This is a genomic window from Nitratidesulfovibrio sp. 1201_IL3209, assembly GCF_036763125.1.
Classification (GTDB): domain Bacteria; phylum Desulfobacterota; class Desulfovibrionia; order Desulfovibrionales; family Desulfovibrionaceae; genus Cupidesulfovibrio.
Genome location: NZ_JBAIYT010000045.1, coordinates 1 through 21,597, shown reverse-complemented (window position 1 = coordinate 21,597; position 21,597 = coordinate 1). Strand labels below are relative to the sequence as shown.

Annotated in this window: 24 protein-coding genes; 14 read left to right on the top strand and 10 right to left on the bottom strand. The window is 66.1% G+C overall.

What is annotated here, in order from left to right:
• Positions 1-40: 40 nt before the first annotated feature.
• Positions 41-244 carry a twin-arginine translocase TatA/TatE family subunit gene (locus tag V6B97_RS15950; protein WP_333507517.1) on the bottom strand — a complete coding sequence of 68 codons (204 nt, stop codon included), beginning with the start codon at positions 242-244 and terminating at the stop codon, positions 41-43.
• Positions 245-369: 125 nt separating this feature from the next.
• Between V6B97_RS15950 and V6B97_RS15945 the strand changes: the two genes are divergently transcribed.
• The 12 genes from V6B97_RS15945 (at position 370) to V6B97_RS15890 (ending at position 10,659) form a co-directional block, all read left to right on the top strand.
• A complete protein-coding gene (locus tag V6B97_RS15945; protein ID WP_333507516.1) occupies positions 370-2,250 on the top strand; it encodes a rhodanese-like domain-containing protein in 1,881 nt (626 codons plus the stop codon).
• Positions 2,247-2,741, top strand: a complete 495-nt coding sequence (locus V6B97_RS15940; RefSeq protein WP_333507515.1) for a hypothetical protein — start codon at positions 2,247-2,249, stop codon at positions 2,739-2,741. Before V6B97_RS15945 ends, V6B97_RS15940 begins: the two co-directional genes overlap by 4 nt.
• 69 nt (positions 2,742-2,810) lie before the next feature.
• A complete protein-coding gene (locus V6B97_RS15935; RefSeq protein ID WP_333507514.1) occupies positions 2,811-3,752 on the top strand; it encodes a hypothetical protein in 942 nt (313 codons plus the stop codon).
• Positions 3,753-3,918: 166 nt separating this feature from the next.
• Positions 3,919-4,635: an HAD family hydrolase gene (locus V6B97_RS15930; RefSeq protein ID WP_333507513.1), complete on the top strand. Its 717-nt coding sequence runs from the start codon at positions 3,919-3,921 to the stop codon at positions 4,633-4,635.
• Positions 4,636-4,850: 215 nt separating this feature from the next.
• On the top strand, positions 4,851-5,153 hold the full coding sequence (locus V6B97_RS15925) for a YggT family protein (RefSeq protein ID WP_333507512.1): 303 nt from the start codon (positions 4,851-4,853) through the stop codon (positions 5,151-5,153).
• Positions 5,154-5,162: 9 nt separating this feature from the next.
• On the top strand, positions 5,163-5,672 hold the full coding sequence (locus V6B97_RS15920; RefSeq protein ID WP_333507511.1) for a DivIVA domain-containing protein: 510 nt from the start codon (positions 5,163-5,165) through the stop codon (positions 5,670-5,672).
• A 55-nt stretch (positions 5,673-5,727) separates the two neighbouring features.
• Positions 5,728-5,997: a DUF167 domain-containing protein gene (locus V6B97_RS15915; protein WP_333507510.1), complete on the top strand. Its 270-nt coding sequence runs from the start codon at positions 5,728-5,730 to the stop codon at positions 5,995-5,997.
• Between the two features lie 12 nt (positions 5,998-6,009).
• Complete coding sequence (locus V6B97_RS15910; RefSeq protein ID WP_333507509.1) at positions 6,010-6,240, top strand: DUF465 domain-containing protein; 231 nt, start codon at positions 6,010-6,012, stop codon at positions 6,238-6,240.
• Positions 6,241-7,929, top strand: a complete 1,689-nt coding sequence (gene ilvB, locus V6B97_RS15905; protein WP_333507508.1) for a biosynthetic-type acetolactate synthase large subunit — start codon at positions 6,241-6,243, stop codon at positions 7,927-7,929.
• A 12-nt stretch (positions 7,930-7,941) separates the two neighbouring features.
• The gene (gene ilvN / locus V6B97_RS15900; protein ID WP_333507507.1) at positions 7,942-8,433 is read left to right on the top strand and encodes an acetolactate synthase small subunit; all 492 of its coding nucleotides are present in this window, start codon (positions 7,942-7,944) and stop codon (positions 8,431-8,433) included.
• A 337-nt stretch (positions 8,434-8,770) separates the two neighbouring features.
• Positions 8,771-9,763, top strand: a complete 993-nt coding sequence (gene ilvC, locus V6B97_RS15895; protein ID WP_333507524.1) for a ketol-acid reductoisomerase — start codon at positions 8,771-8,773, stop codon at positions 9,761-9,763.
• Between the two features lie 329 nt (positions 9,764-10,092).
• The gene (locus tag V6B97_RS15890) at positions 10,093-10,659 is read left to right on the top strand and encodes an NADPH-dependent FMN reductase (protein ID WP_333507506.1); all 567 of its coding nucleotides are present in this window, start codon (positions 10,093-10,095) and stop codon (positions 10,657-10,659) included.
• 422 nt (positions 10,660-11,081) lie between these two features.
• On the opposite strand, the gene V6B97_RS15885 is transcribed toward V6B97_RS15890, so the two are convergent.
• From V6B97_RS15885 to V6B97_RS15875, 3 genes are all read right to left on the bottom strand, one after another.
• Entirely contained in the window at positions 11,082-11,297 is a 216-nt protein-coding gene (locus tag V6B97_RS15885) for a hypothetical protein (protein WP_333507505.1), read from the bottom strand.
• A gap of 162 nt (positions 11,298-11,459) precedes the next feature.
• The gene (locus tag V6B97_RS15880) at positions 11,460-11,780 is read right to left on the bottom strand and encodes an IscA/HesB family protein (protein WP_333507504.1); all 321 of its coding nucleotides are present in this window, start codon (positions 11,778-11,780) and stop codon (positions 11,460-11,462) included.
• Positions 11,781-12,024: 244 nt separating this feature from the next.
• A complete protein-coding gene (locus V6B97_RS15875) occupies positions 12,025-12,321 on the bottom strand; it encodes an adhesin (RefSeq protein ID WP_333507503.1) in 297 nt (98 codons plus the stop codon).
• A gap of 196 nt (positions 12,322-12,517) precedes the next feature.
• Between V6B97_RS15875 and pyrR the strand changes: the two genes are divergently transcribed.
• Positions 12,518-13,051 carry a bifunctional pyr operon transcriptional regulator/uracil phosphoribosyltransferase PyrR gene (pyrR, locus tag V6B97_RS15870; protein WP_333507502.1) on the top strand — a complete coding sequence of 178 codons (534 nt, stop codon included), beginning with the start codon at positions 12,518-12,520 and terminating at the stop codon, positions 13,049-13,051.
• 123 nt (positions 13,052-13,174) lie between these two features.
• Here the strand turns inward: pyrR and V6B97_RS15865 are convergent, their stop codons facing one another.
• Positions 13,175-14,902 (bottom strand): lysylphosphatidylglycerol synthetase family protein, encoded by a 1,728-nt coding sequence (locus V6B97_RS15865; protein ID WP_333507501.1) that lies wholly within the window; start codon positions 14,900-14,902, stop codon positions 13,175-13,177.
• Positions 14,903-15,690: 788 nt separating this feature from the next.
• Here V6B97_RS15865 and V6B97_RS15860 point away from each other — a divergent pair.
• Complete coding sequence (locus V6B97_RS15860) at positions 15,691-16,980, top strand: DUF4910 domain-containing protein (protein ID WP_333507500.1); 1,290 nt, start codon at positions 15,691-15,693, stop codon at positions 16,978-16,980.
• Between the two features lie 287 nt (positions 16,981-17,267).
• Here V6B97_RS15860 and V6B97_RS15855 read toward each other — a convergent pair whose 3' ends face one another.
• From V6B97_RS15855 to V6B97_RS15835, 5 genes are all read right to left on the bottom strand, one after another.
• Entirely contained in the window at positions 17,268-17,804 is a 537-nt protein-coding gene (locus tag V6B97_RS15855; protein WP_333507499.1) for a GlcG/HbpS family heme-binding protein, read from the bottom strand.
• Positions 17,805-18,034: 230 nt separating this feature from the next.
• Positions 18,035-18,508 carry a hypothetical protein gene (locus V6B97_RS15850; RefSeq protein WP_333507498.1) on the bottom strand — a complete coding sequence of 158 codons (474 nt, stop codon included), beginning with the start codon at positions 18,506-18,508 and terminating at the stop codon, positions 18,035-18,037.
• Positions 18,509-18,787: 279 nt separating this feature from the next.
• Complete coding sequence (locus V6B97_RS15845) at positions 18,788-19,405, bottom strand: IbrB-like domain-containing protein (protein WP_333507497.1); 618 nt, start codon at positions 19,403-19,405, stop codon at positions 18,788-18,790.
• Complete coding sequence (locus V6B97_RS15840; RefSeq protein ID WP_333507496.1) at positions 19,383-19,826, bottom strand: hypothetical protein; 444 nt, start codon at positions 19,824-19,826, stop codon at positions 19,383-19,385. Before V6B97_RS15840 ends, V6B97_RS15845 begins: the two co-directional genes overlap by 23 nt.
• A gap of 9 nt (positions 19,827-19,835) precedes the next feature.
• A complete protein-coding gene (locus V6B97_RS15835) occupies positions 19,836-21,026 on the bottom strand; it encodes a phosphoadenosine phosphosulfate reductase (RefSeq protein WP_333507495.1) in 1,191 nt (396 codons plus the stop codon).
• Positions 21,027-21,597 lie beyond the last annotated feature (571 nt).

Sequence of the window (21,597 nt, the reverse complement as noted above, 5' to 3'; positions counted from 1 at the left end):
GCCGGGTTCCGGAAAAATGCCTGTCGGGCGCGTGGCCCGGTTACGCCTGCTTGTCGTCCTTGTCGATCTTTTCGTTCTTCTTGCCCGGAGTGATGTCGATTTCATCGGGCTCGCTGGTGGCCCGCTTGAAATTCCGGATGGCACGCCCGAGCCCGCCGCCGATTTCGGGGAGCTTGTTGGCCCCGAACACCAGCAGGACCAGAACGAGAACGACCAACAATTCCTGAATGCCGATGCCGAACATATGCATGCCTCCGTTAGTGATGCCATGCATATACACATCGGGTACACCCCGGTCAAGGCGCGCAACGCCGGGTGATGGCCTGTGTTCCAAGGTGGTTGCGCACACTTCAATGAATGGAGCGATACATGCGACGCATCGTTGTCATAGGTTCCGGTGTGGGGGCGGGCAAGCTTGCCGCGCGCGTCAAGCGGCTGCTGCCGGGGTGCGAGGTGAACATGATCATGCCCGAAGCGGGCCCCAAGGGCGACGCTGTCGGCGGCGGGGGCGGCGGGCCGTTTGCCGCGTGCCTGGCCGCCCGGCGCGCCTCGCGCGCGCTGCTGGCCGCCCGCGAGGTGGGCGTGCTGGACGCGGCCGAGCTTTCCGTCGATCTCGACGCCAGCACCGTCATCGCCGGTTCCAGCCGGGGCAGGCTGGCCGTGCGCTACGACCAGTTGGCCATGGAGATCGACGCCACCCCGCGCATTCCCCGTGCCCTGCGCGGCGCGCCCAACGTGTTCGCCTGGCCCGGCGCCGACGTGGCGGGCCTCGACGGCCTGCTGGCCGAACGGGTGGCCGCGGGCGCCTGCCGCACCGTGGTGGTGGGGCAGGGGGCCGAGGCGCTGGAGGCGCTGCGCCTGGTGCGCGCGGCCGGGGCCACCCCGGTGTGGGTGCGCACCCGCCCGGCCGCGGGCGATGCCGCCAACGCCGTGGACGCCGACATGTGGCGCCACGCGGCGCGCATGGCCCGCCGCAACGGCGTGGAAACGGTGAACTGGACGGGCGTGGCCATGGAGCGCATGGGCGCGCTGCCCGCCGGGGACGGCGGATTTGCCGCGCTGGTGGCCGTGGCCCCCGACCGTGCGGACGGAACCGGCGGCCCCGGTGGCACGGACCTGCGCGTGGAAGGCGATCTGTTCATCTGGACCAGCCCGCTGGTGGTGCAGAACCCGGCCCTGACCCTGGACGGCATCAGCCTGGACGATACCGGCCGCATCGACGTGGACGGCTGCCTGCGCACCGGCGCGCCCGGCGTGTACGTGTTCGGCACCGGGGTCGGCGTGCAGCGCATGGCCCCGGATGGCGGGGTGGAGCAGGCCGCCGCCGTGCCCGCCGAGGTGCCGGGCCTGGTCCGCGCCCTGGCCGACCACCTGGCCTCCATCGACGCCACCGGCGCCGACGTGTCCCCGGCGCGGGGCGTGGCCGCCTGCCCCGCGGGCGATCTGGCGGCGGAACTTGCCGGGTCCGGCGACCCCGATATGGCCGAACTGGCCGACGCCCTGGGCGACTGCCCCTGCCGCCTGCCCGCCCTGGGCGCCGTGCACGCCGAAGGCCCCGGCGTCACCGTGGCCGCCGTGGGCCTTGGGTCCGCCGCCTGTGCCCGGGCCGAGGTGGAAACAGAGTTTTCCGTGTACGCCACCCCCGCCGCGACCGGCAGCCCGAAGGGCTCATCGGATGACGACGACGAATCCGGCGCGTGGGGCGGCCTGCCCGCCGGGCATGCCGTGAAGCTGCTGGCCGCCAGGACCGGCGGCGCGCTGCTGGGCGCGCAGGTGGCGGGCCGCGACGCGGAACTGTGCGCCGCCGTGGTGTCCGCCGCGTCGCTGGCGCTGCGCGCGGGCATGCGCGTGGCCGACCTGGCCCAGGCCGAACTGCCCGGCGCGGCCGGTGAACTGCTGCGCCGCGCGGCGGCCGTCCTGGCCAACAAGCTGGCTGGCCGCTACTTCGGCATCACTCCGGACGAATTCATCGCCTCGCGCGAGGCCGGGGCGGAATTCTTCACCCTGGACCTGCGCAGCGCGCCCGACTGGCGCGCGGGCCACGTGCCCGGCGCGTACAACATCCCCCACACCCAACTGCGCAAACGGTTGCAGGACGAGGTGCCCCGCTTCATCCCCATCGTGCTGGTGGCGGCCACATCGGACGCGGCGTGGAGCGTGGCCTGCATGCTGGGCGCCCTGGGGGCCACCGACCTCTACGTGCTGGACGGCGGCATGGCCTTCTGGCCCCACGCGCTGGAGACGGCATGACATTCGAAAAGCCCGGCAAGGGGGGCAAGGCCCCCGGCGGGCCGAGCGGTTCGGCCGCTTGCGGCGCGTCCGCCAGTTCAGGCGGGCGGGGCCGCGTCATGCGGCTGCCCGGCATCCGCTGCCGCTTCCACGAGGCGGGGCACTGCGCCGTGGACGAGACCATGAACCCCGGCCTGAACGAGGACTGGCGCTGCGGCGAGGAACAGCGCATCGTCCGTGCCTACGACCATTTCCTCGAACAGGCGGATACCTTCGACCTGTCGTCGGAGCAGGCCACGGCGCTGTGGGAGCGCCGCCTCGCCACCATACCGCCGCCCGGCGGGCTGTGCGCGGACTACACGCCGCCCCCGTCCTGCCCATCCTGTCAGTCCTGTGCGGACGGCGGGTGCGACGAGGCGGACTGGCTGGACTGCACCCACTTCCGCGAGGGGGTGTGCGTGCTGCTGCTGCCCCGCTGCGACGGCATCTGCGAACGGTTCCAGGGGGCGTGAGCGGCCGTGGCGCGCCGCGCCTGCCGTTCACGCGCATCAAGTGACTTCAAGCCCATACCGATGGTGACCATGCACAACGCATCCGAACATCCCGTGCTCTACATTCCGCTGCTGCACCGCGAACTGGCCCCCGCCTGCCTGCCCGAGGGCGTGCGGTTCCTGTCGGCCGGGCTGCCCGCCGCGCCCTCGGTGGCCGGTGGTGCGCCGCAGGCCGGCCCGTCCGCTCCCGCCGTTCCGGCGTGGCGTTCGCCCCTGTTGCCGTTGTCCGAGGCCGAGGCGCGGGCCTGTCTGGCCGAACTGCTGGACTTCGGCCTGAACGTGGGCTCCGGCCCGCACGGCGATCTGGCCGCCATGGTGGCCGCGCTGGAAAGCGCCCACGACGAGGCCCCGTTCTCGCTGGGCCGCTCCGAACTGGCCGCGCTGGAGAAGTTCGCTTCCGGCGGGGCGGACGGCGGGGCCGCCCCCGGTTCCCCTGATGACCCGGCCCAGGCGGAGCGCAACCGGCGCATCGCCGCGCAGAAGACCCTGATCCTGGCCTGGCATCTGGAAGAGCGCGTGCGCGAACTGGACGCCCTGAAGGAGAAGTTCTCGCGCAGCCGCGAAAGCCTGGCCGACATCCTGGGCGTGGAGGCGGACGAGGAACTGCGCGAACTGCCCGCCCTCGACCCCTATTCCGCCATGCTGCCCGGCAGCGGCGCGGACATCATCGGCCCCTCGTGGCGGGTCATCGTGGAGAACATGGGGCCCTTCCTGCCCGACGGCGCGGTGCTGTTCACCTGCGACGCGGAGATCGCCGCCACCCTGCGGGACGGCGGCGCGGCCTTCGCCCCCGTGACCGCCGCACAGGCCACCGCCCTGTGCCCCGCTTGGGGCGCCAAGGTGGCCAAACTGGTGGTGCACGCCCGCCTGCCCCTGTGGCAGGTGGCGGGCCGCCCCGGTCCCGATGGCGCGCGCCCGTGGCTGGACCGCGTGTTCGACGTGGTCTGTTGCGGCAAGTGTATGAAGGGATAGGTTTTTTGTAAGCCTCCGGCGGGCAGGGGGCTGCCGCCCCCTGCACCCCCCTTTTATCCCCGCTCATGTTACGTCTGCGCATAATAACCGTTGCAGCTACAGGTGTGGTGGGGTTTCAGCGCCCGGTTTTTGAAACCGCCGGTGCAAGATATTTCGCGAGGTTTTCGTGTATCCAACGGTTCATCGCATCCGGCAACTGTTTCCCAGGGGCCTCAAGGGCATCATCTTCGATTGCGACGGCGTGCTGTTCGACTCGCGCGCGTCCAACATCCACTACTACAACCTCATCCTCGGCGCGCTGGGCCAGCCGCCCATGTCCCGGCAGGATGAGGACTACACCCACATGGCCTCGGTGGGGCAGTCGCTGGCGCGCATCGTGCCGCCCGAGCTCATGCCGAAGCTGCCCGAGGCGCGCAGGCGCATCGTCTACCGGCGCGACATCCTGCCCCTGCTGGACCCGGAGCCGGGCCTGATGGAACTGCTGCGCTGGCTGCGCGACGCGGGCTTTCGCCGGGGCATCTGCACCAACCGCACCACCACCATGGAATACGTGCTCGACCACTTCGGCATGGCCGAGCTGTTCTTTCCGGTCATGACCGCCGCGCGGGTGCGGGCCAAGCCCCACCCCGAGGGCCTTTGCGCCACGCTTGACGCCTGGGGCCTCGCCCGCGACGAGGTGGCCTTCATGGGCGACACCATCGCCGACGAGGAAACCGCCCGCATGGCCGGGGTGTGCTTCTGGGCCTACCGCAGCCCGTCGCTCACCGCGCGGCTGCACCTGGACGACTTCTGGATGCTGCGCCGCGTGCTGGCGGAATACCTGCGCCTGGAGAACGGGCGGCAGGGCGGGCAGGCTGCCGGGCGGGAGTGCCCCCTCCGGTAGGCTGGCCGCCCGCGAGCCGTCCGCCAGGGTCGCCCCTGCGGAATGCGCCTGCGGAATGCGCCTGCGGAATGCGTCCGGCGAAAGGTGTCCGGTGGACAGCGCCGCGCACCCGGTGCGGGAGTAACCACTTTTTGCTTGATTCTTGTCGCGGGTAAGTGGAAGTATCGGTGTTACGGTCGCCCCCCAATTCCGGGGTGCGCTCAACCGGAGGGTTCATGTTCGTTTTCTCGAATCTCCTTATCGGCGTGGCGCGCGTGTTCGATGCCGTGCTGAACCTGTATTTCTGGATCGTCATCGTTGCGGCTGTCCTTTCGTGGGTCAACCCCGATCCCTACAATCCCATCGTGCGCATCCTGCGCAACCTGACGGAGCCGGTGTTCTACCGGGTCCGCAAGTGGATTCCGTTCACCTACGTGGGGGGGCTCGACCTGTCCCCGGTGGTGGTGCTGCTGGCCATCCAGTTCATCAACGCCGTGGTCATCCAGTCGCTGTACCAGTTCGCCGTCACCATGCGATAGGGGCGTCACATGTCCGTGAGCCGCATAGATCTGCTGAACCACAGCTTTTCCAAGTCCCTGCGGGGCTACGCCACCGACGAGGTGGACAGGATGATGCAGGAGGCCGCGGATACCCTCGGCCGGCTGAGCGAGGAAAGGGCCGCGCTGGCCGGGCAGGTGGCCCAACTGGAAGAGCGCCTTGCCGAATTCAGGGAGCGGGAATCGACGTTGCGAGACACGTTGATGACCACCCAAAGGGTCACCGCCGACCTCAAGGCCAGTGCCCAGAGGGAGGCGCAGCTGATCATCGACGCTGCCCATTCCAAGGCGGAGAACCTCATCAATCAGGGGCAGCTCCGCCTTGCGCGCATTCAGGAGGACATCGCCGAGGCCCGCAAGGTCAAGGCGCAGTTCGAGATGAAGGTGCGCGCCGTGGTGCAGCAGCACCTGCGCATGCTGGACATGGCCCGCGAGGACGACGAGGAATTGGAGGCCGCCGCGGCGCGCATCGCCGGGCGGCAGAAGGGTGGACCGGCCTGAGGCCGGCCGCCCCGAATGGGCGGCCCCTGCCGGGGAAGGGCAATGGGCGGTCCTGGTGCGGGCGGTGCCCGGCGCGCGCAAGAGCGGGTGCGAGGGCACGGCCGACGGAAGGCTGAAGGTGCGCCTGGCCGCACCGGCCGTGGACAACAAGGCCAACAAGGCGCTGGAGGACTTCGTGGCCTCCGCGCTGGGAATGCGCCGCAACCGCGTGCGCATCGTGTCCGGCCATACGGGCCGGTTGAAGAAACTGATCGTCGAATCGGATGTGGAGCCCAGCTGGGGCCTGCTTGGCACATGTGGGAAAGGACAACCCTCAACGCCATAGGAGAAGAGTTCCATGGAACCGAAAGACAACGCGCTCCTGGAAAAGTACGCCGCCACGGATCCCGAACTGAAGGCGCTATGGGATGAGCATATTCTGTTCGAGAAACAACTGGAGAAGATCGAATCCAAGTCGTTCCTGACCCCTGCCGAAGAAAAGCAGGCCAAGGAACTGAAGAAACAGAAACTCGACGGAAAGACCCGGCTCCACGCCATACTGGACCGGTACCGCGCCTTGGAGGGCTAGATGGAACTGAACGGGGCCCGGATTCTGCTGGAATGCCTCAAACGGGAAGGCGTGGACGTGCTGTTCGGCTATCCCGGCGGGGCCGTCATAGACATCTATGACGAGCTGCCGCGGCACGACATCCGGCATGTATTGGTCCGGCACGAACAGGCGGCGGTGCACGCCGCCGACGGTTTCGCCCGCGCTTCGGGCAAGGTGGGCGTCTGTCTGGTCACTTCCGGGCCGGGCGCCACCAACACCGTGACCGGCATCGCCACGGCCTATGCCGACTCCATTCCCATGGTCGTGCTCACGGGGCAGGTACCCACCCCCCTCATCGGCAACGACGCCTTCCAGGAAGTGGACATCGTCGGCATCACCCGCCCGTGCACCAAGCACAACTATCTGGTGAAGGACGTGCGCGACCTTGCCCGCGTGCTGCGGCAGGCCTTCTATCTGGCCCGCTCCGGCAGGCCGGGTCCCGTTCTGGTCGACTTGCCCAAGGACGTCATGCAGGCCAAGACCGAATTCGTCTGGCCCGAAGACGTCAAGATGCGCAGCTACAACCCCACCTACCGGCCCAACCTGAACCAACTGCGCCGCGCGGTGGAGGCGCTTATCGAGGCGAAGCGCCCGCTGTTCTTCGCGGGCGGCGGCGTGGTCATGTCCGACGCCAGCGAAGAGCTGGGCTGGCTGGCCCGCACCCTGAGCATTCCGGTAACCTCCACGCTGATGGGCCTTGGCGCCTTTCCGGGCGACGACCCGCTGTGGCTGGGCATGATCGGCATGCACGGCACCTACGCGGGCAACAAGGCGGTGAACAACGCTGACTGCATCGTGGCCGTGGGCGCGCGCTTCGACGACCGGGTGACCGGGCGCATCTCGGCCTTTGCGCCGGGCGCGCGCATCGTGCACATCGACATCGACCCCACGTCCATCCGCAAGAACGTGCAGGTGGACATTCCCGTGGTGGGCGACTGCCGCAAGGCGCTGGCGGGCATCCGCGAGATAGCCACCACCCGCCTTGCCGAAAAGGACTGGGCGACGGCGCACGAGCCGTGGCTGGCCCAGGTTTCCGCCTGGCGCACCGAACAGCCCCTGACCTATGTGAAAAACGGCTCCATCAAGCCGCAGCAGGTGGTGGAAACCATCTTCTCCATCACCCGGGGCGACGCCATCGTCACCACCGAGGTGGGCCAGAACCAGATGTGGACGGCCCAGTTCTTCACCTTCCGCAAGCCGCGCACGCTGCTCACCTCGGGCGGGCTCGGCACCATGGGCTACGGCTTTCCGGCCGCCATCGGCGCGCAGTTCGCCTTTCCGGACAAGCTGGTCATCGACATGGCGGGCGACGGTTCCATCCAGATGAACATCCAGGAACTGGCCACCGCCGTCTGCAACAAGCTGCCCATCAAGATCGTGATCCTGAACAACGGCTACCTCGGCATGGTACGCCAGTGGCAGGAACTGTTCTACCAGCGCAACTACTGCGCCACCTGCATGGAGGCGCAGCCCGACTTCGTGAAGCTGGCCGAGGCCTACGGGGCCGAAGGCTACCGCATCACCGAGGCGGGCGAACTGGAATCCACGCTGCGCGCGGCCTTCGCCTCGCCCCATACCGCCGTCATCGACGTGCGGGTGGAACGCGAGGAGAACGTGTACCCCATGGTGCCCGCGGGCGCGGCCCTGGACGAAATGCTGCTGGTGTAGGGAGGGCAGCCCATGCGACATGTGCTTTCCGTTCTCGTGGAGAACGAACCGGGCGTGCTGTCCCGGGTGGCGGGGCTGTTCAGCGGACGCGGCTTCAACATCGAGTCGCTGAACGTGGCCCCCACGCTGGAAGAGGGCGTTTCGCTCATGACCATCAGCACCAGCGGCGAGGAGCAGATCATCGAGCAGATCGTCAAGCAGCTGCGCAAGCTGGTGACGGTGATCAAGGTGGTGGACTTCGAGGGCATCGCCGCCGTGGAGCGCGAGATGATGATGGTCAAGGTGCAGGCCGACGACGCCCGCCGGGCCGAGGTGTTGCGCATCGCCGACATCTTCCGCTGCAAGGTGGTGGACGTGAGCCTGAACGACCTGACCCTGGAAGCCACCGGCGACCACGGAAAGATCCAGGCCATCCTGAGCCTGCTGGCCCGGTTCGGCATCAAGGAGATCGCCCGCACCGGCACCGTGGCCATGCGGCGGTCCATGCAGCCCGAGAACGCATGACCCCGGCGGGCGCCGGATGGCGGTGCCTTCAGCCGGAATGGTTCGGGATTTTCACGCGCGGCGGCGGGCGGTACAACGCCTTCCGCCGCGCGTCCTGCAAGACGGGGGGAACGCGTCGCTGATTGAACAAATATTCAATCAGCCGCGCCCCGGCGACCCATAAGGGGTAGCCTTCCGCCGCCGAATCCGGTATCGCAATCCATTGCGGCAGCGCTTTCGCTGCCTACGGTGGCAAACCCGCGAGGGTGCCGGGGCCGCTCCCGGCGCCGGGCGGGGTCTTCATACACCGCAACCGTCATTCGAGGACGCCGCACCCGTGTGCGGCAGGGAGTAGATGATGAAGGTCTATTACGAACAGGATGCGACACTGGAGGTCCTGAAGGACAAGACCGTGGCCATCATCGGCTACGGCAGCCAGGGCCACGCGCATGCCCAGAACCTGCGCGACTCCGGGATCAACGTCGTCGTCGGGCAGCGTCCCGGCGGGGCCAACTACGAACTCGCCAGGGAACACGGCTTCGCGCCGCTACCCGTGGCCGAGGCCGCAGCCAAGGCCGACCTCATCATGATCCTACTCCCCGACCAGGTACAGGCCGCGGTCTACGAAGCGGAAATCAAGCCGAACCTGAAGCCGGGCGACGCGCTGCTGTTCGCCCACGGGTTCAACATCCACTTCGGCCAGATCGAGCCCCCGAAGGACGTCGACGTGTTCATGATCGCCCCCAAGGGGCCGGGCCATCTCGTTCGCCGCACCTACACCGAGGGGGGCGGCGTCCCCTGCCTCGTCGCCATCCACCAAGATGCGACCGGCAAGGCCATGGAGAAGGCTCTGGCGTATGCCAAGGGCGTTGGTGGTGCGCGTTCCGGCGTCATCGAAACCACCTTCAAGGAAGAAACCGAGACCGACCTGTTCGGTGAACAGGCGGTGCTGTGCGGCGGTCTTTCGTCGCTCATCAAGGCCGGTTTCGAAACCCTGGTCGAAGCGGGCTACCAGCCCGAAATCGCCTACTTCGAGTGCCTGCATGAAGTGAAGCTCATCGTCGACCTCATCTACGAGGGCGGCCTTGCCAAGATGCGCCACTCCATCAGCGACACCGCCGAATACGGCGACTACGTCACCGGCCGCCGCATCGTGACCGAGGAGACGAAGAAGGAAATGAAGAAGGTGCTCCAGGAAATCCAGGAAGGCACCTTCGCCCGCAACTTCATCCTCGAGGCCAAGGCCGGGTACCCCGGCTTCAAGGCCACCCGCCGCATCGAGGCCGACCACCAGATCGAGAAGGTGGGCGGCAAGCTGCGCGGCATGATGCCCTGGCTGCACAAGAAGTAGCCGCCAGCCTCATCGCCTTGCATGATCGACAGGGGCCGCTCCGGAAGGGGCGGCCCCTTTTGCGTGCGTGGTGCCGCGTGGAAGGGCGGGGAGAGGGGGACGAGGGGGGCGCCCGCCATGCGCCATGCGCCGTGTGCCGGGCGGTCGGCGCGGGGAATGCCGCGCCATGCCTGCGGCCGGGGGGACCGGGTGAGCGGAGACGTGAAAAGTTGCGAGCGGGCGTTGCCCTGGCTGCGTTCAGGTAGTACTCTATCGGCAACGTCGTTTCTCCCCCCGGCGGATCACCCGCCGGGAACACGGCGATACCCGAAACCACAGGAGAGACACCCATGAGCACCATATTCACCGTCGCCGTCATTGTGGGCAGCCTGCGCAAGGATTCACTGAACCGCAAGATGTCCAGGGCGATGACCGAACTGGCTCCGCCCGCGTTGCGTTTCGAATTCGTCGAGGTGGGCGGCCTGCCGCTGTACAACCAGGACCTGGACGACGAAGGCGCCCCGCCCGCCGCGTGGACCGACTTCCGCAAGGCCATCAAGGGCACGGACGCCGTGCTGTTCTTCACGCCGGAATACAACCGGTCCATGCCCGCCACCATCAAGAACGCCCTGGACGTGGGGTCGCGCCCCTACGGCAGCAGCGTGTGGAACGGCAAGCCCGCGGCCGTGGTCAGCGTGTCGCCGGGCGCCATCGGCGGCTTCGGGGCCAACCATCACCTGCGCCAGTCGCTGGTGTTCCTGAACATGCCCCCGTTGCAGCAGCCGGAAGCGTACATCGGTGGCGCGGACAAGCTGTTCGGCCCCGACGGCGCGCTGACCGACGCTTCCATGCGCGAGTTCGGCGCCAAGTTCATGAACGCCTTTGCGGGGTGGGTGGCCACCAACGTGAAAAGATAACTGGCCGAATTGTCCTTTCACCCGTTGGCATCCGACCCGAAGGGCGCGAAGCGTGGCCGTTGGGCGAGCTTGCGAGCCCTACGGACATCGTGCGCAACGCGGTCAAACTTCGCCTGTCACATCGGTCGAATACGGGAAGAGCGCGCTGCGGTCCTCATCCGTAAGGCTCGCAAGCTCGCCCAACGGCTGAGGCATACTCCCTCGTGGCAGGCTTGTTTTCCTTGCCAACGGGCGAAAATCCTGCTTCGGCCCCGTGCCGTAGCCCATCGGGGGAACAAACACCCAATCCGCACCAGTTCCCCCGCGATGGCGTGAGCCGACGAAACGGCGGCCCGCGTCCCTCTTGGGGGGCGCGGGCCGTCATGCGTTGAGCCGGGTGGGAGCTGCGGCAAGGTGGGCGGACGCCGCCAGCGGCGGCCCGGTCAGGCCCCTTCGGCCACCAGCCGGGCGTACAGGTCTTCGTGTTCGGGGTACTTCAGGCCCGCGCCGGTGACGATGACGCTGGGGCGCAACTGGTCGGAGCGGGCGTCGGTGATGGGCACGATCTCCCAGCGTCCGTCCTCGCGGCCGACGACCAGTTCCTGCTGCTGGCGGTGGGCGAGCTTGACGGCGAGGATGACGGTTTCCTTGAAGGTCATGATGGCTCCGTGGGCGTTCCTGCATGCATGATGCGCCGAGGATGCCCGCGCACCCCGTGGTGCGTCAAGCCTGATTGCCGACAGCCGCATCGGGCATTCCGCCCGGAAAGGAAACGGCCCTCCGCAGGGAGAGCCGTAGAGCGTGCGCGTGGTGTGCGGGGTCTAGGAACCGCAACTGCCCGAGCTGCTGCAGCCACCGCAACTGCTGCCGCCGCCGAGCGGCTTGCCGGATTCCACGGAGAACCCCATGTAGCTGATGTCGATGCGGATGGATTCCGCCATGGACAGAAGTTCGGCGTTCACGCAGAAGGTGTAGCCGCCTTCCTCGAAGACTTTGTCGGTATCGTTAGGCTCATCCAGAGCCAGGGCCAGCCGGGGACCGCTTCAGCCGCCGGGGGCAAGGTAGACCCGGATGGGGTTCTTCTGCTTGTCCGCAAAGTAGGCATCAAGCTCTTTGCGGGCGTTTTCGGTGAGTTCGAACATGTGTCCTCCACTGTTGGATGTGCGGAGAGCAACAAGTACGTACCCATGGGGTGTTTGTCAATGCGTCGGTGGCGAGGTCATAGTGGATATCTATGCGACGCGGGGGCTGGGTGGTTCCTGCGGGCGGCAGCCCCGCCCCGTGGGATCATGGAGGGCAATGAGTGCGCACGCGCCGGAGAACGCACGGCAGGCGAGGGGCGCCGGGCGGGGGCAGCAGGTGGGTGCGGGAAGGGGCAGGGTGGGGTCAGGGTGCGTCGGTGGCGCGCATGGCGGTAAGGGGCCGTTCGGGGACCACCTCGAACCCGGCGTTGCGCGCCCGGATGCGCACCGTCCCCACCTGCTGGGCCAGACGCTGGCTGATGCAGAAGGTGTAGCCGTCCACGACCACGACGTGGTCGCGTTCGTTGGGCTCGTCCGGGCCCAGCACGAGGTGCGGCCCCCGGCTGCCGCGCGGCGAGACGTAGATGCGGATGGGGCTGTTGGGGTTCTCGGAAAAGTACTCTTCCAGGATGTCCCGCGCGCCGTGTTCGAGGGTGATCATGTCCGTTTCCTTGCGGCCTGTGGCGACGTTCGGGCATACCCTACCTCAGAACTGGCAAAAAGGCCAACCGAATGAACGCGCAGTGACCGTGCACAGCGGCGGGCGCCATCGCCCGGCGCCGCCGTCCGGTTTGCCAAGCGGAAGGAAACCGGTTACCGGTGCGGATAGTACGAATTCCCACCGGACGGGGGACCCGATGGAACAGACCATTCTGCTCACCGAACAGGAAGTGCGCCGTGCGCTGGAGCGCCTGGCCTATCAGGTGCTGGAGCGCCACGGCGATTGCGCGGGCCTCGTGCTCGTGGGCATCCAGCGTCGCGGGGCCGACATCGCGGCGCGCCTCGGGCGCATCATCGCCGAGAGATTGGGCTGCGTGCTGCCTTCCGGCGCACTGGACATCAACCTGTACCGCGACGACTGGACCACCCTGGCCGCCAAGCCCGCCATCGGGCCGTCGGACATTCCCGTGGACCTGGACGGCCGCGACGTGCTGCTGGTGGACGACGTGCTGTTCACCGGGCGCACCATCCGCGCCGCGCTGGAGGCGTTGCTGGACTACGGCAGGCCCCGCCGCGTGGAACTGCTGGTGCTGGTGGACCGGGGCCACCGCGAACTGCCCATCCATGCCGACTACGTGGGGCGCACCGTGAACACCGGCCGCAACGAGCAGGTGGACGTGCTGCTGCGCGAGCGCGACGGGCGGGACGAGGTGTTGCTGTCGTCGCGCTAGGGCGTCGATTCTTCGCGATCCTTCGCAACTCCGCGCCGCCATCGCGGGCGCATGAAATCGGGGCGATGCCGGAAACGGCGTCGCCCCGTTGTCGCGTCGTGCGCGAAAAATGCGTGGGATGTCCTAGTCGCTTCCGGGTTTACCGGTCTGGTCGGCTTGTCCCGGCTTCCTGCGGCGCAGGGCGTTCTCGCGGATGCGCTGGGCCGCGCGGTAGATGCGCCGGAAGCGTTCGCGCCGGGCCGCCGTGAATTCGCCCAGGCGCCCGTGCAGCGGGAAGGCCAGCCGCCGCACCATGAACACCGCCAGCACCATGGTGATGCCGCCAAAGGCGCGCAGCAGGCGGGCGGCATCGTTCTCCGCCGCGAAGGTCCACCACAGTTCGCTGGTGTAGGGCATGCGGGCGTGCACGAACAGCCCCAGCAGCAGGGAACAGCCCACCACCAGCAGTACCGCCACCATCCAGCGCAGGGTGAACCGTTCGCGCAGCAGCGAGGTGCGGCGGAAGAAGCGCCGCCGGGTCACGCACAGCGACGCCAGCACCAGCATCAGCAGTGTGGCTTCCTGCCAGTCCAGCCCCTTCAGCACGCAACTGGCGATGCCCAGCACCACCAGCGCCGTCACCAGCCGCCAGGCCGAGGCAAGGCGGCGTTGCAGCCCGCGCGAAAGCAGCAGCAGGCCCACCCCCGCGACCGCGCCCAGGAAGTGGGCGGATTCCATGGCCCACAGCGGCACGTTGGCCACCAGCATGGCGCGGCTGTCCGCCGCCAGGGGGATGGCGCTGGAGAACAGCAGGATCAGCCCGGCCGCAAAGGCCAGATAGGCCATCAGGGTATGCGACAGCGCGTCGGTCCAGCGGCCCGCCTCGTCCAGCATCTGTTCCGCCTCGTGGCGGCGCAGATGCAGTTCGTGCCCGCCCAGCAGCACCGCGGCGAACAGCAGCGGCAGCAGGTAGTAGATGAACCGGAAGCAGATCAGCGCGGCGATGACCGTCTGCGGCGAATGGGTGTGCGACAGGCTGAGGATGACCAGCTCGAACACGCCCGCGCCGCCGGGCACGTGGCTGAGCACCACGGCCACGATGGCCATCAGGTACACGGACAGGAACTGGATGAAGTCCAGCCCGAGGTCGGCGGGCATGAGCACGTACAGGCAGCCCGCCGCCACCACCAGGTCCAGCCCGGCCACCAGGGTTTGCAGGATGGCCAGCCGGAAGGGCGGCAGCGCGAATTCCTTGCCCATGACCCGGATGGGGTGCTTCGCCACCAGCGTCAGGATGTGGTAGCCGATGGTCAGGGCCAGCAGCACCACGCCCAGCAGGCGCACGTCGCGCAGGGGGATGTCCAGCGATGGCGGCACCGGCAGGGGCTGGATGATGAACACCGCCCCGGCCACGCCCAGCGCGCCCACCCAGAAGGTGATGGCCAGCATGATCACCAGGCGCACCACGTCCACCACCGAAAAGCCCCACGCCGAATAGAACCGGTAGCGCACCGAACTGCCGCCCAGCAGCGCCCCGAAGTTGTAGCTGGTCACGCAGCCCACGAACGAGACGAGGGCGGTGCGGGTCATGGACAACGGCTTGTTGATGGCGCGCAGTGCCAGCGCGTCGTACCCCACCAGCACCAGGTAGTTGAACACCATCAGCACCATGGACGCCACGAGACTGGTCATGGGCATCTGGCGCATGCTCTCGCGGATTTCGTCGATGTGGTATTTGCTGACTTCGTTGTACAGCAGCCACACCGCCCCGCAGAAGACGGCGAATACTGCCACCTTGCCGAGGGAGCGCAGGTGCTTCTTCCACGGAGAGGGGTGTCTGGAGGCCGGGGATTCGACGTCAGTGTGCTTCATGCGGAAATGTTGCGTCGGGGCTGAAAGTGTTGTCGTGCGCCGCGTTGCCACACCTGTCGGCGCGGCGGAACGCAGCCTACACTGGCGACCCGGTTACGGCAAGGCGCGGAGACATGAATTCCCTCGCCCGGCGCGCCATCGGCGCCGGGCGGGCTCCGCGGCGGCGCACCCGGCCGTGCGGCGCGGGCGCGTCATCATGCGGAAGCCGGGGCAGGGCAGGGTGTTGCATGCGGCACGCACGCTGCCGGGCGTACCGTGGCCGCGCAAGGTCTCGCAGCCAGGGACGTGTCGCATGGCGCGCGGGACGGGCGGCACGGCAGGGGCATGTTGGTGAGACACGATGGATGGACGGTTTCATTCGCATGGCATGTCTCACACGTTTCACGGTTGCGGGAAACAAGGCGCCGGTGCGCCATCAATGGGTGGTGCATGAATATTTTCTCCTGTCGCATGGCTGTGTTGTGCCAAGAAGTCCGTTTTGTAGCATTTCTGTCGCTTGAACACGTTTCAGCCGTGCAGTAGAAGGACATTCCGCCGGGAAACAGTTCCCGGCTGCATGGCGCCGCGTGTGTACGTGGCGCCCGTTCGGCGTGTCCGCAGCCGTAGTGCGGACGGACGCGCGCCACATCCGGCAAGGGGTTGCCCGTGGGCGTCGCGCCGGTACCTTTTCATGCCGCATCATGCCGCCGCAGTACGCGCGGTGCGATGCAGGGCGGGGGGCCTTTTGCGGTGCATGGGAACGGTGGCATGGCGCACCCTCCGGCAGCCGCGCGGGCCGAAGGAAGGATATGGACGCAGTGAGTCCGGGGCAGGAGATGTACCGCTGGATGGCGGACCTCTTTCCCATCTGTAGGAGCCTTACCGGCGACGGGGTTCGCCAGACGTTGCGCTACCTTGGCGGGCTGCTGCCGGGGCTGCGGATGCACGAGGTGCCCAGCGGCACGCGGTGCTTCGACTGGACCGTGCCGGACGAGTGGAACATCCGCGATGCCTGGGTGGCCGACATGCAGGGCAACCGGCTGATCGACTTCAAGGCCAGCAACCTGCACGTGGTGGGCTATTCCGAGCCGGTGGACGCCGTGGTGACCCGCGAGGAACTGGACGCCCGGCTCTACTCGCTGCCCGACCAGCCGGACGCCATTCCCTACGTCACCTCCTACTACAAGCGCACCTGGGGCTTCTGCATCGCGCACGACAAGCGGGATGCGCTGGGGCCCGGCCCGTTCCGGGTGGTGATCGACTCCACCCTGGGCCCCGGCCACATGACCTGCGCCGACCTGTTCCTGCCCGGCCGCTCGGAGAAGACGGTGGTGCTGTCCACCTACGTCTGCCACCCCTCCATGGCCAACAACGAGCTTTCCGGCCCTGTGCTGCAAACCGCCGTGGCCCGCCACCTGATGCAGCGCGACCGCGAGCTGTCGTACCTGCTGGTGTTCGTGCCGGAGACCATCGGCACCATCTGGTACCTCAGCCGACATCTGGCCGAGATGCAGCGCAACGTGGTGGCCGGGTACGTGCTGAGTTGCACGGGCGACGACCGGGCCTGGTCGTACCTGCCCTCGCGCAAGGGCGACACCCTGGCCGACCGCGCGCTGCTGCACGTGCTGGGCGCATACCACCCGGACTTCAAGCGCTACACCTTCCTGGACCGGGCCAGCGACGAGCGCCAGTACAACAGCCCCGGCGTTGACCTGCCCATAATCCCGTTCACGCGCAGCCTGTACCGCCACTATCCGGAGTACCACACCTCGCTGGACGACCTGTCCGTGGTTTCTCCGGCGGGGCTGGACGATTCGTTCGCCACGCTGGCGCGCTGCCTGGACATCATCGAGAACAACCGCACCTACCGCGCCACCTGCCTGTGCGAGCCGCAACTGGGCAAGCGTGGCCTGTATCCCACCACATCCGTGAAGAACGGGTACTGCAACAAGGTCAACGTCATCATCGACTTTCTGGCCTACGCAGACGGCACGCTGGACCTGGTGGAGATCGCCGGCCGCATCGGCGTGCCCGCCGACGAGTGCATCCCCGTGGTGCGCGAACTGGTGGCGGCGGGCGTGCTGGTCCCGGTTGCGTAAGGTAGGGCAGGGGCGGGGCGGAAACGCGCGACGCGCCCGAACGCACGGCGGACAGTGGACGAAGATCCCGAGCCGGGTCGCCCGGTCTTTCGGAAAGACAGCCATGGATGAGGCCCCCGGTGTCATGCCGGGGGCCTTGCGCGTGGTGCGATGGGAGAGTGCGGGACAGGGGGAACGAGGGGTGCCGCCTGTTGTGGACGCGGCGGGGCTGGCCCGTCAGGGGGACTGGGGCGGCCAGGGCAGCTAAGGTAGCCGGTAAGCCTGCCCGTTGAAGGAAGCGCGGGACGCTAGTTCAGCGCCGCCACCCCTGCCTTGGCCACGGCCATGTCGTTCTCCACGGAACTGCCGCTGACGCCCACGGCCCCGATGATGGTGCCGTCCTTGGCGCGCAGCAGTTCGCCCCCGCCGAAGATGACCAGGTTGCCGTTGGTCACCTCTATGCCGTACAGCGGCTGGCCCGGCTGGGCCGCGTCCCCCAGTTCCTTGGTGGACATGTTGAAGAAGCGCGCCGTGCGGGCCTTGCCGATGGAAATGTCGATGCTGCCCAGGAACGCCCCCTCCATGCGCGCGAACGCCTTCAGGTTGCCCCCGGCGTCCACCACGGCGATGTTCATGAGCGTGCCCTGTTCCACGGCCTTGGCCTGCGCGGCGGCGATGACCTTCTGCGCCTGGGCCAGGGTGATGTCTCCGGGCAGCGCCAGTTTGGCGGCATCGGCCGGGGCCGCTTGGGCGGGCGGCGTCGCGGCCATGCAGCAGGCGACGGCCAGCAGGGCCGCCAGGAGCAAACCGCCGATGTTCCGGATGTTCCGAGTTCCGTGTGTCATTGCAGCCTCCTTGTCGGTCACGGCAAGCGTGAGTGCTTGCTGCTATGGGCTTTGGTGCCGCATAGCATATTTTTCGTGACTGTGCACGTGCGAGAAAGGGCGCGTCAGAGTGCGGCGGTGCAAGGGCGGCAGGCAGGGGGTGTGGGGGGAGAGGGGGAGACAGGCGATGCAGGGGGGGCGTCAAAAAAGAAATGGGGGGCATGGCGCCCCCCCTTCGTGTCCCGGTGGAATTAGTCCAGGTCCTCGTCGTCCACGTCCTCGCCGAAGCCGTGGTAGTCGGCCAGGCGGCGCGCTTTCTTCAGCGCTTCCGCGCATTCCTTGGCGATGGCCTGAATGCCCTTGGCGGAGACGGCATCGGGCGTGGAACCGTCGCCCTGGCCCGCGCCGCCGCTTTCGGTCATGCCGGTCAGGGAGGACAGGGCGTTGGCGCGCATGGCGTCGGTGAAGATCCAGACGCGGTTGGTGAGGTAGCGGCTGTCGCCCGCCGTCCATGCCGGGCTGCCGCTCTTGCACGCGGCGGGAATCACCCCGCGCGTGCCCGGCCTGTCCGCGAAACACTGGACGTACAGGCTGTAGTCCGCTTCCCGCCGCACCTCCACGAAGGCGCACGGGGCGTGCTCGTCCTCCTTGTCCATGCCCTTGGAGGTGGTGGGAATGGCCCCTTCTTCGAGGAGGTCGTGCTGCGTGAGATGGAAGACGTTCATGTGGGGCTCCGGCAGGTGTTCGGTACGGAAAGAAACAGAGGGGCGACGGGTTGGTCTGGGCCCTGTGCCGCGGTCATATGAAAAACGGAAGAAGGGGACGGACATTCCCGCAGGTTTCGGAGAGCACGACCGCTGCTCTCAGGATGCGCCGGACCCGGCCAGGCTGCCCGAGCAGCCCTGCGGCTTTGGCTTGGCCGTTTCGTGCCGAACGCCATGGGGGATGGCCGCCGCAACTGCGCGGAAAAACTCCGCATCGGGCATCGCAAACGTCGGCCCTGACTATTCCCACGCCTTGGAAAACTCCTCGTCCTTAAACGCCTCTGCCAGGCCGGTCACTTGTTTCAGGCGCAGGACCTCGTCGGGATCCATGCCCAATTCCATACCGATACGCTCATTGCTCCAGTTATGCTTTTTCAGGGTGGTCACCAGCTTTGCGGTCAGTTCCACCTTGTGCGAGCCACGGGCCGCGTTGTGCCGCACCGTCGACGTAATTCTGTCTTCAAGGCTTTTGTTCAATTCAACCACGAATAAGTATCCCTTCAGGGAGTCACGAACTTCAGGAGCGTTTTTCGCAACGTTCCTTCTGTGAAACCCATCGACAACCTGGAACAGTCCTTTGCGGTCCACGGCCACGACCACCGGCATGGTTTGCCCGTCCTTGGCCATGGACAGCCGCAGCAGCCGCATCTCGGGCGGTGCAACCTTGTTGGGGTTGTAGTCGTTTCCCTTGACCTTTTCCACGGGAATCAATTGAGGCCTGGCGGCCGGATGGGGCAGCTCCAAATATCTGGCAGCCATGTCGACGAGCCTGTTGTAGATAGCAATCCTTTCCTTCATGCCTCTTGGTGCTGACTGTAGAGCGGATTCAAGGTAGTCAAGCCATTGCTGTAGCGGCATATGCGGGCTCCAATCTCAGTACGTACTGCGTAAAACGCCCCCTCGGGTTACCAAATGGAATAAAACCGACCTGGGCATAGCGGTTCTCCATGGCAAGATAGTCCGTAAGCCGCACTGAACAGGCATCGCAACGCCGCGCATGCTCAATGCAGTGCCGTAACACCGCCTCCCATGCCTCATTGTGATGAGCCGGACTGTAGAGGTGGCGCAGCAGCCCGCATTTCCCTTGCAGGCGTATCGAGCCAAAGGCGTACACTGCCGCGTCTTCGACAGCCACATACCAAACCTGTCCCGGACGACTTGAAATTGAGCAACTCAAAGCGCGCCTCGTGACTTCACACGCGCAGAATTCCCCGATAAGGCCGAACAACTCGATGTTTTGTTCACGCTTACTGCTGTGTGTAAATTTCATGATCTGCATGCGTGCTCCCTATTCCAGAAAACGCAACGCCCATGCCAACTGCCTTTCCATCTGATTTTTTGTTTGGCTGAAAGAAAGCCCCTTGCACCAATAATCGTTTTTCAGAAGCACCTTGCATATTCGCCGCCAGCTTGGAGCTTTCTTTGCAGCCTCCAGACGCGGATCCGCTTCATCCGGAATGACCGAAACCCCGTGCCTGTCCCACCAGTGTATGAATATTTTGATTTTATCACGATAATGCTCGGCGGTGCTGGCCGGCATAGTGGAGAGAAGAAATTCGCAGTAGCTTTGCCATGTATAGCCTGGGGGAAGCGCGATATGGTAATTTCCCAGAACATTGCCGGATCTCGCAACATACCTGTTGCCGAAGTTCGCGCCCTGGACTCTTCCCACGAGACGAGTCCAGGTTTCCGGTTCCAGAATTTTGAAGAGCCAAAGCCCCCTGCGCTGATCGTCCCCGAACGGCTGGCAAAGACGCATCTGGGGCAGGCTCAATCCGGCCTTATGCATGAGATCGTAAATGCGGTTGTAGTCCCATTGCCTGCGCCCGTGCGCAATCCAGACGTCTTTCGCCCGCCAGTCATAAATGGGATACGCGTTGACGACTCCCGAGGTCAGGACGGTGGTCCAGCCCCGGCGCTTCCAACGCCGTTTGCTCAAGGATTTGATGGTACGGAAACGATTCAGGCTCTCATCGCTGCGAATGCCAACAAGGCAGGCGCAAGACCTGCCCTGGGAGAATTCTTCCCCGAACAGGGGAACGAACTCTTCAAATTCCATTCCTCGCCTGAACCACGAAAAATGCTTTTCGTCATTGATTACCCCCTGAAGCCGGGGCATCTCCCGGACCCAGATGGCTTTTGCTTCCGGCTCCCAGCACAGCCAGTGCGGCTGCATCTGGCTCACGGAATTGCGCAGATGTATGGGCAGGCAGACCCAATGCGGCCGCACGTCCGGCCTGGTCATTATTCGGGTTACAAAGTCGGCGGTGTGCTGGTACCAAGCCTCGAGATCGACATGCAAGACATCCAGCGGAAGTCTGTTTTTCCGCCGCGCCACCTCCAGAGCTAACTGAACAAGCGCTCCGGAGTCCTTTCCGCCTGAAAACGATACGTAAATCCGCTCGAAATTATCGAAGATCGTTTCGAGTCGTTGAACAGCGGCGGAGAAAACATCGAGATCGAGATATCGCTTGCTCATCTCCCTCAAACCAAACGTACGCCAACAACAAGCAGGCGCCCCGCAGGGACACTGCCCTTTGGCGTACGTGCGCGCATACAGCCTCTTTCGATGACCGTCAGTGTCACTGGGGAAATCCCTATCCCTTTCGCCTTGCCTGTTGCCGCCAGTATCACGTTTTCCCGCGTGAGACCAACCCTGGGTTCAGCGCCAGTGCTTGAAGGATGTCGCCGGATGCTTGCATTCAGCGGTGCGAAACGTCTGTTCTTCCACACTGGTATCAAACACATTTCTGGCTTTAACCCTATGGAAGACAACCCCAAGAACAATCCAGGCGGAAGGGGGGGGTGCGAGTTGAAAATGAATATTCAGTTTTTTTACCAGATTCTTGCTGCTTCCGTAGAATATATACAAACTTGTTAAACAAAAAACGCGAATCATTTCCAAATGATTCGCGTTTTGTGATTATGGCTTTAGCCAGTTGAGGGAGCGAAGCGACCGAAACAGAAAACCACCCGCTATGCGGGTGGAGTCAATCGGTTATACCAAAAAACACCTTTCCGGTTACGCTATAGGTGTTCAAGCCAGTCGC